This is a genomic window from Polaribacter sp. R2A056_3_33 (assembly GCF_019278485.1).
GTDB lineage: Bacteria > Bacteroidota > Bacteroidia > Flavobacteriales > Flavobacteriaceae > Polaribacter.
Genome location: NZ_CP058984.1, coordinates 3,075,636 through 3,089,630, shown reverse-complemented (window position 1 = coordinate 3,089,630; position 13,995 = coordinate 3,075,636). Strand labels below are relative to the sequence as shown.

Sequence of the window (13,995 nt, the reverse complement as noted above, 5' to 3'; positions counted from 1 at the left end):
TTTATATTATAAAGAAGCAGCATATTCGATTAAATCAACAATCTTAGTTGAATAACCCATTTCGTTATCATACCAAGAAACAACTTTTACAAAGTTATCGTTTAATGCGATACCAGCTTTAGCATCAAAGATAGAAGTACGAGTATCTCCAACAAAGTCTTGAGAAACTACCATATCTTCTGTGTATCCTAAAACACCTTTCATTGCATCACTTTCTGAAGCAGCTTTCATTGCAGCACAAATTTCTGCATAGGTTGCTGGTTTCTCTAACTTCACAGTTAAATCTACAACAGAAACATCCATAGTAGGAACTCTAAAAGCCATACCAGTTAATTTTCCGTTTAATGCAGGAATTACTTTTCCAACAGCTTTTGCAGCTCCAGTTGAAGAAGGAATTACGTTACCAATTGCAGAACGTCCACCTCTCCAGTCTTTCATAGAAGGACCATCAACAGTTTTTTGAGTTGCAGTTGCAGCATGTACAGTTGTCATTAAACCTTCTGAGATACCCCAGTTATCGTTTAATACTTTTGCAATAGGAGACAAACAGTTTGTAGTACAAGATGCATTAGAAAAAATCTTTTGATCTGCTTTTAATTCTGTATTGTTAACACCCATTACAAACATTGGTGTATCATCTTTAGAAGGTGCAGATAATACTACTTTTTTAGCTCCTGCTTCTAAGTGCTTCCCTGCAGTTTCTTCTGTTAAGAAAAATCCTGTAGATTCGATTACATATTCAGCTCCAATTTCATCCCATTTTAAATCTGCTGGGTTTCTTTCTGCTGTAATTCTAATTTCGTTTCCGTTTACAACTAACTTACCGTCTTTTACATCAACAGTTCCATCAAATGCTCCGTGAACTGAATCGTATTTTAACATGTAAGCTAAATAATCTACGTCTAATAAATCATTAATTCCTACTACTTGTACGTCTTTTCTATTTACTGTAGATCTGAATGCTAATCTTCCAATTCTACCAAATCCGTTAATTCCTATTTTAATCATTTTACTAGTTTTTAATTAATTATTTTTATGTTGTTATGATATCAGAAATTCTAAGTAACTCGTGGTTTATAGAATGTCCACCAGCAATTGCTACTTTAATATCTGTACTAATTACTAAATTATCTTTTAAACCTACCATTAGATTTGTTTTACCATCTAATAATAACTCTACCGCTTTTACACCTAGTCTACTTGCTAAAACTCTATCGAAACAAGAAGGAGAACCTCCTCTTTGCATATGACCAAGAATACTAACACGAACATCATATTCTGGTAAGTTTTGCTCTACATAACTAGCTAGTTCGTATACATTTTTACCAGATTTATCACCTTCTGCAACTACTACAATACTAGATGATTTTCCTGCTCTTCTACTTCTTTCTAAAGATTCTAGCATTCTATCTAACCCTAAATCTTCTTCAGGAATTAAGATCTCTTCTGCTCCTGCTCCTACTCCTGCATTTAAAGCGATAAAACCTGCGTCACGCCCCATCACCTCAACAAAGAAAAGTCTGTTGTGTGAAGATGCTGTATCTCTAATTTTATCTATTGCTTCTACGGCGGTATTTAAAGCTGTGTCATACCCTAACGTATGTGAAGTTCCAAAAATATCATTATCAATAGTACCTGGAATACCTACTACAGGGAAACCAAATTCCTCGTTAAACAATACTGCTCCTGTAAAAGATCCATCTCCACCAATTACAACTAGTGCATCTACCTCACGTTCAATTAAGTTTTCGTAAGCTTTCTGTCTACCTTCTTTGGTTCTAAATCCTTTAGATCTAGCAGATTTTAAGATTGTACCTCCTTTGTTAATAATATTATGAACGCTCCTTGCATTTAAATCAACAAGATCATCTTCAATTAAACCTTCATATCCTCTATATATACCTACACAACCTAAACTATAATAGGCACAAGACCTAACTACGGCTCTAATTGCGGCGTTCATTCCTGGAGCATCTCCTCCAGAAGTCATAACTGCTATTTTTTTAATTTTCTTCATATCCTGATGTAAATTTACTGCTTTATAACCATTTAAAATAATAAAATTACGAAATCGTTTTAGGCTAATTTTCGTTATTATAAGTGAAAAGTAGCTATTTTTTTTTAATTATTTTAATGGTGTACATTAATGTTTTGTTATTATTTTTTCAGACGCAAAAATAACCATGAACTCGAAAAAATTAAATGATAAAAATCACTTTTATTTTAATAAATAGTAAGTTTATTAGTTTCCTTCAAAATTTATTAACTTATCCTTTAATCTTAGAGTAGAATCTCTTTTTATGAAAGTTTCATTTTCTCTAACAACCCTTTTCTTTCCTTTAATTTTTCTTAACAAGCCAGAAAGTGTATTAAAATTAACCTGATAAGAAAGTCCTACACCTTGCGTATAGCCTTCTTCTTCTGTAGAATATTGTATTTCGTTTTGTCTATTAAAAATAACACCTCTAAAATTACCTTCTTTATTTAATAGTATTTCAACTTTTACTTCACCAACTACACTAGATTGCGTTTGTGTACCAACAGGTACTCCCACTTTTCCGTTAATAACAACTTTATCACCCAACTGTGTACTTACAGAAACATCAACTTGATTATCTGTATATAAACTACCTATATCTGTACCACTATTTCCTTGTTGATAATCTACTCCTAATTGAAATTTACCATCAGGGTTATTTAATAAACTAGAAAAAGCTGCAGACACTGCACTAGAAGCTGTATTAGAAAAAGTTTCACCTGCATTAAAATCTGCTCTATCTGGGTTGGCAAAACTACCAAAAGCAAGTAATGATATAAATTGTGTTGTTTTTTCGTTTACATTATTATCATTTAAAATAAACTCCAACTCACTCGCAATCGATGGGTCTACATTTGTTAATTGAATGTCTAAATCTTGTTTAGAACTAAATAAACCTCCTGTAATTTTGGTTACTAGATCTACCTCTATCTTTCTATTAGAATTAAAATTTTGCAATAAAACTCCTGGGTTGGCTTTTGCTTTATAGATTGCTGTTACATCTAAATTGGCTTCATACGGATTTCCGCTCCAAGAAACGGTACCTCCTTTTTGTATTAAGAATGGTTTACTTACAATACCTCCATATTTAAAATCGTAAACACCACTATCTATCATATAATCGCCAAACATGTTAAATTTACCACGTGTATTTATCTCTATCCTTAAATTTCCTTTACCGCTACCAGTTAACTGACTCCCATTCACCTCATCTATAACTACCTGAGCCGTTGCGTCTCTTGTTACATCTAAATCCATGTTTAAAGACAATCCTTTAATAGCTTCTAAGGCAACCTCTTTTTGTTTTTCTTGAATTCCAGTTTCCTTAGTTTTAAAATGGATTAAATTATAACTATCTACGGTTTCTATATCTTTTAAAGGAACAACAAATGCAGTACCAGGCATGGTTTTAGCGTTAATATCTATTGTTAATTGATCTGTTAACCCCGTAATATTAGCTGTACCATCTATAAAAGCAGATCCGTAATAAAGTGATTCATCTGTATTTTTAGTATCTAAAACTAATAAATTATTACTTTCTATTTCTATATTTAAAAACCACTTTTTAAAATTCAAATGGGTTATATCACCAATAAGCCTCCCACGGCTTTTATGCTTGGTATCTACCAATTTTACTTCTTCAAAAATAAACGACTGTTCTTGTAAACTGATTATAGATTCTCCTTCAAAATCATAATCTACATTAAGATACGGAAACTTTAAACCTGCATTTTTAAGCGTTAAAGTTCCTTCCATTTCGGGGTTCCCTAAGAAACCTCTTAAAGAAAAATCTCCATTTGCAGTACCTCTTATAGAGGATAAAACGTCTTGACCAAGCGGACTAAAAGCATCTAAACCAAACTCTTCTAAGTAAACATCAAGATCTATTAAAGGCCGTTTTTCTGAAAAATCTAAAGAACCAGTTGCTGCAATACTTTTTACCTTTTCATTATTTATAGATAAATCTACTTGATACTTTTTATAAGAATTATTTCCTTTTACATTTAAGGATAAATCTCCTTGCTTAAAATTATTGACTTGAAAATCTGCAATAGAAAGCAATGCTTCCGGATTGTAAACACCTTTACTTTGAACAAAGTCTACATGACCAGACAAAACTCCCTTTAACGCAAGGCTATCAATCTTAGGTAAAAAACTCTCTAATTTCACTTTTGTAAAATCTGCTAAAAGTACTTTCTCAGAATCTCCTTTTACACTACCAGAAAACTCTATTTTTTGCTCGCCAGAAGTAAATTTAAACTGACTAAAGTTAAAATCATTTTCTTTGATATTGAAAGTAACTTTATTTTTATTTAATACGTCTGGGTTAATCTCCCATGTATTTTCTTTAAATATTAAGGATGATTTTTCGAGACCAACAACAGATTTCCCTTCCGGATTAAATGTATAGAAAAAATCGAGATTAAAATTTTCGTTCTTTTTATTACCTCCTTTAAATTCTGATTTAAAGTACAAGGTATCATTCTGATTTAAACTTAATAAGTTTAATTTAGAAACATTATAATATTTTGTATTTACTTCGGATGCTGTTAAATGGGAATTATAAAGAGGATTTTGATTATCTGTTCTTAACAAAATATCTTTTAGCTCATTGCCATAAGCTTCTATTTTGGGCGAAGAAAACGTTAACCTTAATTGGTTTTTATCTGCTTTAATTTTACCTTTTATCTTTGTATTATTATCAATAGAAATCTCAGGAAAAAACACCGTAACAATTTGATTATAGATCGTGAAATTAAAATCTAGAAACTGATTTGGTGCTACAGAAAAAGGTGTATAGTTTGTATAAACACTACCCAACGCATTTTGTGCAACGGGTAACAGTTCAGAAAAAGAAAATTTACCCGTAAGATATCCTTCTGCAATATCTTTAGAAACTACTTCTATTGTTTTAATACTATCTTTTAAAGAAGATAATACATTAAATTCTTTAAAATTAAATTCTTCTTTTTGGTTTGTGTATAAAATATTCGTAAAAGTTGCTTTTCCAGTAATATCATCAAAGGTGTTTCCTTCTACATCTAATTCTATATCACCCTTTAAAACAGCAATACTATCTCTTGTAAAAAGGTTTGTTTCTTTTAAATTAAGGTATTCTATATTCGATTTAAAATCGAACTTATTGATGTCTGTAGACAAATCTGCCAATCCGTTAAACTTCATTTTAAAGTTAACGTCATCTATCTTTAAATCTCCATCAAATTTATTATTTTGATACTGACCATTTGCTTCAATATTTTTATAGGTATACTTTTTAAAATTGAGCGCTGCAACAGTACCTATAAAAGAAGTATTAATATTATCTAATTTAAAACCACTACCTTTTACATCTCCCTTTAGGGAAACATTACCAAATAAAGGATCATTAAATAACTCACCAATATCAAACGTATTTAACGCTATTTTTCCGCTGTAGGCGGCATAATCAATATCGTCTATATTAGAAATTTGCAAGTCGGACACAACATTCCCTATTTCAGATTGTAAATCTAAATTGGCTTTAATTTCTTTAGAAGTAACATGTACTTGCCCTTTTAAAGTAAATCTTCCAAATTTAGCAAATTCCGATGGCAGTGTTTTTCCCAAAACGTTAGGTAAAATACTTTTTAAGTCATAATAAGTAGCTGCTACATCTCTTAAATTACCATTAAAAATAAAACCTTTTTCAGAATCTACCGCATTTACAAAACCTAAATCCCCAATTACTTTAATCCCTCCATTAGAACTTAATCTAAGATTATTTAACGAGAAATTATTTAACCTTCCTTTAAAGTCTCCAGTAAAAGTGACGATATCATTTCCATACAACTCTTTATAATATTTCTTTAAATCTGGTATAGAAATGGTGCTTTTATTAAAATCTGCTATAATATCTACCTTATTATTAAAGTCTATTAAATCTTCTCTTTTGTAGTTAAAAGCTATGGTGCCTTTAATATTTGATTCTCTAGTTTGTAATGATGTATTTACAAAATGCATTTCCGTTCTAGAATACGAAAAATCGGTTGTTAAACTTGTAACCTCTAAACCTCTATTATCTACAAAAAAAAGCCCTCTGATGTTCGATGAAAAATCAGGTCCATAAACTAATAAGTCTTGTAAGTTTCCACCACCATTACTTGCGGAAAACAAAATAGGATTGTTACTATTTTCGTTAATCAATTTATAATTTAAATCGCTTACATAAACATTATCAGACTTTAAAATAAAAGGCTTGGAGAGAGAATCTTTTGGTGTACCATCATTAAAATTATCTATAAAAACAGCCATAGAATCATCTTTCTCTCCTTTATAGGTTTTCATATAAACATAAGCACCGTCTAAAGAAATACTACCAAGATTCACTTTATTATCTAAAAAATTCTTTGCATTTAGAATGGAACTCGATAATTTTTTAACATAGATTAAAGTATCTTGATGATGGTCTTTAATATCTACTCCTTTTAATTGAATATTCCCTAAAAGGGATAAGTCTATTTTTTCTATAGAGATATTCGTATTAAAATCTTCATTAAGTCTTTGGGTGGCATAACTACCTAACTTTGTTTGTACAACAGGTAAAGAAATCAAAATAAAAATGAACAGCAAAAAGAGTACAAAGTACCCAAGCCATTTCAGTATTATTTTTCCAACTTTTTTGATAATTTTTTCTATTTAAAATGAGTGTAACAAAGATGATATATAGTAATCAAAAACGTTGCCAATTACTACAAAGAACGTGCAAATTTAACAAAGAATTAAATTTCTATTCTTAAAAAAGGAAGACAACATAAAATAATCCTTAATTTTGCTTTAAATTATCATTTTTAATGAAAAAACAGGTTTATATATTAGGGATAGAATCTTCTTGTGATGACACAAGTGCCTCAGTAATTTGTAACGCAAAAGTGCTGAGTAATGTTGTTGCTAACCAAGAAATACATTCTAAATATGGTGGTGTTGTTCCAGAATTAGCGTCTAGAGCGCATCAACAAAACATTGTTCCAGTAGTGCAACAAGCTATAGAGCAAGCAAATATAACTAAAGAAAATTTATCTGCAATTGCATTTACAAGGGGTCCTGGTTTAATGGGGTCTTTACTTGTAGGTACTTCTTTTGCAAAATCTTTAGCCTTAGGTTTACAAATACCTTTAATAGATGTAAACCATATGCAGGCTCATATTTTATCTCATTTTATTGAGGATGAGAATAGTAAAATGCCTCCTTTTCCTTTTATATGTTTAACTATTAGTGGCGGACATACACAAATTGTAAAAGTTACCAATCATTTTGAAATGGAAGTTTTAGGCGAAACCATTGACGATGCTGTTGGTGAAGCTTTTGATAAATCTGCTAAAATTTTAGGTCTTCCTTATCCTGGTGGTCCTTTAATAGACAAGCATGCAAAACTAGGAAATCCGAAAGCTTTTCCATTTACAAAACCTAAAGTAGGTGATTTAGATTTTAGTTTTAGCGGATTAAAAACGGGGATTTTATATTTTATTCAGAAACAAGTAAGAATAAATCCGAATTTTATTGAAGAAAATTTAGATGACATTTGTGCTTCTATACAATATACAATTGTAGAGATTTTAATGGATAAATTAAAAAATGCGGTAAAACAAACAGGCATTAAACATATTGCTATTGCTGGCGGAGTTTCTGCAAATTCAGAAATTAGACATCGCTTACAGTTAGCAGAAAAACATTTTGGATGGACAACCTACGTACCTAAATTTGAATATACAACAGATAATGCTGCAATGATTGCTATTACTGGTTATTTAAAATACTTAAACAACGATTATTCTGATGTTTCTGTAACTGCAAAAGCGCGTTTAAAAGTTACTGAGAATTCTTAGAAACTTTTTAGATAAAATAAACATAATTAACAAACTGAATTTCCACTCCTTGAAAACATTAAAAAACAGATTTCTATTCAATATTTATTATTTTCTATTATGGATAGGATATTTTGCGTTTGCACGATTATTTTTCCTTCTTTTTTATCTTGATAAAACAAAAGAGTTAGACTTTTTAACGACACTAAAAACATTTCTTTACGGTGTACGATTAGACAGTTCTTTTGCCGCATATTTATGTTTTATTCCGTTTTTAATCATCATTTTTTCTGTTTTTATCAATTCAAAAATAATTGGAACAATTATAAAATGGTATTCGGGTATTATGATTATTATTTTAAGTTTATTACTAATTATAGATGCCAGCTTATATCAATCTTGGGGAACGCGCTTAGATACTGCTTTACTAAAGTATTTAAATACTCCAGAAATTATGATTGCTTCTGTTTCTACTTTTCAAAAGATAACCGGAACCCTATTTTGGATTGCAACTTCTTTCATCTTTATAAAATGGTTCAACAACATTATTTCAAAGAAAATAGCAAAGGTAGAAGAAGGCTTTTGGTTACAAGCTGTACTATTTTTCTTAATAACAGCGGCATTAATTATACCAGTAAGAGGCGGTTTACAAACCATACCTGTTAACCAAAGTAATGTTTATTTCTCTAGTAATATGTTTGCAAACCACGCATCCATAAATTATGCTTGGAACTTTTTTAACGCACTTACACATAAACCAGATGGTAAAAACCCTTACAAATTTTTTGATAGTGAAATAGCAAAAAACACCATCAAGAAAAGAAGATCTCAACTTTTAACAGCTGATACTGATAGCATTTTAAACACCACAAAACCCAACGTAATCTTTATTATCTGGGAAAGTTTAACAGCAAAAGTTGTAGGGTCTTTAGGAGGTGAGCCAAATGTAACAGAAAATCTAAACAAGCTCTCTAAAGAAGGTATTTTATTCACCAATTACTACGCGAACGGAGATAGAACAGACAAAGGGATTCCTGCTATTTTAAGTGGGTACTATCCCCAACCATCGCAGAGCATTATGAAAATGCCAAATAAAAGTAGAAACCTACCAATGTTACCTAAAAAAATGATCGATTTAGGCTATCATACTTCGTTTTATTATGGTGGCGATTTAAACTTTGGTAACATGAATACCTATTTAAGAAATTCAGGAATTACCGATTTTGTAGATGGTAATGATTTTGATGTAAAAGATTGGAATTCTAAATGGGGAGCGCACGATCACGTGTTTATGAAACGTTTAGCAGACGATTTGTCTAAAAAACAAAACGAACCTTTCTTTAAAATAGCGTTAACACTTACAAGCCACGAGCCATACGAATTCCCTGACACCTATAAATTCGGAAAAGATACTGAAGAAAATAAGTTTAGAAGCGCGCATGCCTATACAGATAAAACCATTGGTACATTTATTAATTTTGCAAAACAACAGCCTTGGTACAAAAACACCTTAATCGTTATTATTGCAGATCATGGGCACCGTTCTCCGGAACATAAAGGCACCTTTAATGCGCCCATAAAATTTCAAATACCTATGTTGTGGTTAGGTGGTGCTCTAAACAAAAAGGGAATTGAAATAGACAATATTGCTAGTCAGGTAGATTTATCTTACACACTTCTAGACTTACTAAATGGTGATAATTCTGATTTTAAATTTAGTAAAAACATTTTTAATACTTCCGATAAACAATACGCACATTATATCTTTAACAAAGGATTTGGCACACTTACTAAAAATGGACTTTATCTATTTGATCATGTCAGTAAGAAAGCAATTTTAGAAGAAGGTACGGAAGCTGCAAAATTAGACTCTTTAGGAAAATCTATTTCTCAAGAAGCTTTTCAAGATTTTTTAGAGCGTGATTAAGTTACTAAATAGAGCTTACACTAAAGTTTCTTTTGTTTCATCAATTATTGATGAATAAAAACATTTCTAATTTTCGCTATAAAATCAACAATAGTATAAGGTTTAGATATAACTCCAGAAAAACCTAAGATAGAATACCTTTCAATATCCTCCGTAGAAGTATTGGCTGTTAATGCTAAAAAAGGGGTTCTAGAATTGACGTTTGTAGTAGTCGCTTTCTTTTTCATCAATTCTTCACCAGTCATATTTGGCATGTTGATATCTAATAAAACAACATCAAAAACTTCATTTTCAATTTTAGAAAGTGCCTCTAAGCCATCATTTACAATGGTTACATTCACTTTTTCCTTTTTCAAAATATGCGCAACTATTGTTTGATTCATAAGATCATCATCAGCCACTAAAATATTTTTTCCTTCTAAATCGATATTTTTATTATTACCCTTTTCTGGAATTATTACCTGCTTCTTTAATTTTGACTTTTTTTCAAAAGGAATTTCAACAAAAAAGGAAGCTCCTTTATTTAATTCACTTTTTACAGAAATATTACCATTCATAGCTTCTACCAAACGTTTTACAATAGCCAATCCTAAACCAGCACCACCATAAACTCTATGGTCATTTAATTCGTTTTGTTGGTATTCTTCAAATATTTTTAAACGTTGAGACTCGCTCATCCCTCTACCAGAATCTGTAACTTCAAAGATTATGGCAACCTTACTTTCTGTTTCAAAAGACACTTTTAAACTTATAACAACTTTCCCTTTATTGGTAAACTTAATAGCGTTGCTAATTAAATTTGATAATATCTGTTGAATTCTTACAGCATCTCCTAAAACAATTTCCGGCAGTTTTTCTGATGCTAAAAAAACTAATTCTACATTTTTATTGGTATGAATATGCTGAAAATCATTTTTGCAATTCTGAATAGTTTCTACAATAGAAATTTCTTCATTTACCAAAACTAATTTACCAGCTTCTATACGTGATAAATCTAAAATATCATCTACTATAACCTTTAAGTTTTTCCCTGAGTATGATAAGTTTTTAATGTACTCGGTAACTTTCTTATTCAAATTTTCTGATGAAATCATTTCAGAATATCCAAGAATTGAGTTCAATGGATTCCTAATTTCATGACTCATCATTGCTAAAAAACGAGATTTCTCTTCGTTCGCTTTATCTGCAAGTTTTCGTAGCTTTTCTAATTCGATATTTTTCTCTGCAAGTTCCCTTTTGATAAAGAAAATATCATTTCTATTTTGATTTAACTCACTTACATATTTATATACATTGCTTCTATTATGTATTAAAATAGTGATTTGAGCATCCTCTTTAAAAAGTTCTAAATCTATATTATATTCTCTACCTTCAGATACAATAACCATTCCTTCTAATAAAAAGGGATTATTTAACGGTAAAGCTTCTAAAGTTCCCTCTAAGAAAGGGCAAGAATCGTAAATAGAATCTTGAATTGTAAATGCAGTTTTAGCAAAACTCCCTGCATCAATGTTTGTAATACCCCCCGAAAAATCGGTAGTTAATTGTATAAAAACATCATCTATTTTTGCAGGTATCAATAGTATTATTTTAAAGCTAATGTAGTTAATTTCATAAAAGCATCTTCAACATTTTCATCTTCTTTGGCACTGGTAATTAAATCTATATGTACAGAAACTTTCTGTACTACATTTTCTAATTCTTCTGCAGAAAGTAAATCTTTTTTGTTACCAACCACTGTTATGTTTTGCAAACCAGATAATTCTTTAACCATATTTAGATTCTCGTCTATAGTTAAATAGGTTTCCTCTCTGCTTACATCAAACACAAACATTGCCGCATTAGACCCTAAAAAATAAGCTTTGGGTATTTTATCATTGCCACTTGTACCTGCAACATCCCAAATCATCAATTTAATAGTTTCATTTTTATATTCCACTATTTTTTTACTCACTCTAACTCCAATTGTACTAACGTAATCTTCAGAAAACTCATTTAAAACAAACCGTCTAATTAATGATGTTTTACCAACACCAAAATTACCAACGAGTAGTACTTTTTTTGCAATCATAAATTCTGAATAATTATTTACTCTTTAATTAATTCGTTTAAAATTAAATTATTCAAACGCTCTTCATCCGATAAATAAGAACGATCTCTTAAAATAATTTCTGATAAGTTATTTATATTGTCAGACAATTCTTCTGCATGCTCTTCTGTAATAACACCAGAAGTTGCAATGGCAATATAAATAGTTTTAAAGTTTTTTATAGAAAGCTGAAAAGTTTCAAACTTTATATTTTCTAAATCCTGACCTTCTTTAGAAAAGGCATCTTCAGCAAAAGACTTAATAGCTGTTAACATGCCCGAAATCATATCTTTATCTGCAATATTTCCTCTAGAATAATTTCCAGAAAGTAAACCAGATTCTTTTTCTATGATAAAAACTTCTTCTATAACAAATTCAAAAACCCCTTCTAAAACAATACCAGCATCATTTCTTTTTCCTTTAAAAAATCTTTTTAGAATTTGTTGAATAGAGAATTTTTCTTTAACAGTTTCATTAATACTGTCTGATAATTTAGTAATTTCTGCAACAATAAATTTCTTAACCATTTTACCCATAATTGGGTATAAGGCTTCTACAACTTCATCTTGAGAGTCTCTTATTTGAACTTTTATCGTTTCTGTAATGGTGCCTCCAAAATCTCTTGAAAAATTATTACGTAAGTCCGTAATTTTTTCATCTACAAGAGGAGCAACTCTTTTAGACAATTTTTCTCTAAGGATAATTTCTTCACTAAGAGAATCAAATTTCTCTCTATCATCAGCTAATAAAAGGTCTCTGAGCAACTCAAAACGATTGTCTTTATTGTTATCTGCAGGCATTTTTTTCATCTATTCTTGCAACATCAATGCAATTTTCTCTAAAGCTTTACCTAATTTTTTTCTGTCTGCTTTTTCATCATCTAAATCAGCTAATCTTTTATCTAGATCATCATTCAAGTCTTGAAACTTGTGTTCCATTAAACTTTCTAGATCCGCTAATTTATTTTCTAGGTTTGTAACAGACTCAGATAGGTTTTTATTAGTTTGATCCTTTAATGTTTTTATCTGGTCGTAAACATCAGCAAATTCGGTACTGTATTGCTGCATGTTTTCTCCAAAAATCAAGTCTCTTACCGCTGCAATTCTATCATCAATTTTATGACTTTCAACTACAGGTTGTTTATTTTCTGAATTTTTTTCCATTTATACTAAAAGTTGGTTACTATAAGTAATAGTTATTGTTCTTAATGAGTGGTAAAAATTAGGCACTCCTAACAAATATACATCAAAAAAGAGTCTTTATAATCTTAAACTGTTATTTTTAAACCATCATAGGCTAAAAATACGTTTTTTGGTAACATTTCAGATACCGCATCATGAAAACCTAGTTTATGACTAATATGCGTTAAGTAGGCTTTTTTAGGTTTTATTTCTGCAATAAAATCTAAGGCTTCTTGTAAGTTAAAGTGAGTAGGATGCTCTTCTATTCTTAATGCGTTTATTACCAAAACATCTAAATCTTTCAATTTCAATTTCTCTTCATCAGAAATCGTTTTCACATCAGTTAAATAGGCAAAATCTCCAAACCTATATGCAACAATAGGTAATTTTCCATGCAAAACTTCTATAGGCGTTACCTCTACTCCTTCTACATTAAAACTTGTTTTATCTACCAACTTTGGCAATACACTCGGCGCACCAGGATACCTGTTTTCTACACTAAAAATATAATCAAATCTTTTTTCTAAACTTAGTAAGGTTCTTTCCAATAAATAAATTGGCATTTCCCCGATTTGATAACAAAAAGCTCTTAAATCATCTAAACCACCAATATGATCTGCATGTTCATGCGTAAAAAAGACACCATTTAAAGATTGTACATTCTCTCTTAACATTTGCTGTCTAAAGTCTAAACCGCAATCTATAGTATAAGAAACATGGTCCCAAGAGATTAAAACAGAAGACCGCAAACGCTTGTCTTTTAAGTTTTTAGACAAACAAACAGGGTCGTTACTAGCAATCATCGGAATTCCCTGTGAAGTACCTGTTCCTAAAAAAGTAATATTCAGTTGTTTCTTAGTAAAGTTCATTCCAACAAAAATAACATAAAAATTGACTGATAGCCTTCTATTTTAGTACAT

General features: G+C 30.4%; 10 protein-coding genes. 2 read left to right on the top strand and 8 right to left on the bottom strand.

Annotated features, from left to right (window positions below; translation table 11 throughout):
* Positions 1 to 6: 6 nt before the first annotated feature.
* The 3 genes from gap to H0I29_RS12970 form a co-directional block, all read right to left on the bottom strand.
* A complete protein-coding gene (gap, locus tag H0I29_RS12980) occupies positions 7 to 1,008 on the bottom strand; it encodes a type I glyceraldehyde-3-phosphate dehydrogenase (protein ID WP_218733083.1) in 1,002 nt (333 codons plus the stop codon).
* Between the two features lie 25 nt (positions 1,009 to 1,033).
* Positions 1,034 to 2,017 (bottom strand): 6-phosphofructokinase, encoded by a 984-nt coding sequence (pfkA, locus tag H0I29_RS12975; RefSeq protein WP_165730296.1) that lies wholly within the window; start codon positions 2,015 to 2,017, stop codon positions 1,034 to 1,036.
* A gap of 225 nt (positions 2,018 to 2,242) precedes the next feature.
* The gene (locus tag H0I29_RS12970) at positions 2,243 to 6,628 is read right to left on the bottom strand and encodes a translocation/assembly module TamB domain-containing protein (protein WP_254712628.1); all 4,386 of its coding nucleotides are present in this window, start codon (positions 6,626 to 6,628) and stop codon (positions 2,243 to 2,245) included.
* 239 nt (positions 6,629 to 6,867) lie between these two features.
* Between H0I29_RS12970 and tsaD the strand changes: the two genes are divergently transcribed.
* Entirely contained in the window at positions 6,868 to 7,899 is a 1,032-nt protein-coding gene (gene tsaD, locus H0I29_RS12965) for a tRNA (adenosine(37)-N6)-threonylcarbamoyltransferase complex transferase subunit TsaD (protein WP_218752678.1), read from the top strand.
* Positions 7,900 to 7,948: 49 nt separating this feature from the next.
* On the top strand, positions 7,949 to 9,805 hold the full coding sequence (locus H0I29_RS12960) for an LTA synthase family protein (protein WP_254712627.1): 1,857 nt from the start codon (positions 7,949 to 7,951) through the stop codon (positions 9,803 to 9,805).
* 44 nt (positions 9,806 to 9,849) lie between these two features.
* On the opposite strand, the gene H0I29_RS12955 is transcribed toward H0I29_RS12960, so the two are convergent.
* The 5 genes from H0I29_RS12955 to H0I29_RS12935 form a co-directional block, all read right to left on the bottom strand.
* Positions 9,850 to 11,385: an ATP-binding protein gene (locus tag H0I29_RS12955; RefSeq protein WP_218752677.1), complete on the bottom strand. Its 1,536-nt coding sequence runs from the start codon at positions 11,383 to 11,385 to the stop codon at positions 9,850 to 9,852.
* Between the two features lie 5 nt (positions 11,386 to 11,390).
* Complete coding sequence (locus H0I29_RS12950) at positions 11,391 to 11,876, bottom strand: Rab family GTPase (RefSeq protein WP_218752676.1); 486 nt, start codon at positions 11,874 to 11,876, stop codon at positions 11,391 to 11,393.
* A 17-nt stretch (positions 11,877 to 11,893) separates the two neighbouring features.
* Positions 11,894 to 12,694, bottom strand: a complete 801-nt coding sequence (locus H0I29_RS12945; protein WP_218752675.1) for a cell envelope biogenesis protein OmpA — start codon at positions 12,692 to 12,694, stop codon at positions 11,894 to 11,896.
* Positions 12,695 to 12,703: 9 nt separating this feature from the next.
* Positions 12,704 to 13,057, bottom strand: a complete 354-nt coding sequence (locus tag H0I29_RS12940) for a hypothetical protein (RefSeq protein WP_218752674.1) — start codon at positions 13,055 to 13,057, stop codon at positions 12,704 to 12,706.
* A gap of 104 nt (positions 13,058 to 13,161) precedes the next feature.
* Positions 13,162 to 13,944 (bottom strand): MBL fold metallo-hydrolase, encoded by a 783-nt coding sequence (locus H0I29_RS12935; RefSeq protein WP_218752673.1) that lies wholly within the window; start codon positions 13,942 to 13,944, stop codon positions 13,162 to 13,164.
* Positions 13,945 to 13,995 lie beyond the last annotated feature (51 nt).

Excerpts from the sequence above, each read along its gene's own strand:
- pfkA (WP_165730296.1), bottom strand. The coding sequence starts at position 2,017 with ATGAAGAAAATTAAAAAAATAGCAGTTATGACTTCTGGAGGAGATGCT.
- H0I29_RS12940 (WP_218752674.1), bottom strand. The coding sequence starts at position 13,057 with ATGGAAAAAAATTCAGAAAATAAACAACCTGTAGTTGAAAGTCATAAA.
- H0I29_RS12950 (WP_218752676.1), bottom strand. The coding sequence starts at position 11,876 with ATGATTGCAAAAAAAGTACTACTCGTTGGTAATTTTGGTGTTGGTAAA.
- H0I29_RS12945 (WP_218752675.1), bottom strand. The coding sequence starts at position 12,694 with ATGCCTGCAGATAACAATAAAGACAATCGTTTTGAGTTGCTCAGAGAC.
- H0I29_RS12935 (WP_218752673.1), bottom strand. The coding sequence starts at position 13,944 with ATGAACTTTACTAAGAAACAACTGAATATTACTTTTTTAGGAACAGGT.
- gap (WP_218733083.1), bottom strand. The coding sequence starts at position 1,008 with ATGATTAAAATAGGAATTAACGGATTTGGTAGAATTGGAAGATTAGCA.
- tsaD (WP_218752678.1), top strand. The coding sequence starts at position 6,868 with ATGAAAAAACAGGTTTATATATTAGGGATAGAATCTTCTTGTGATGAC.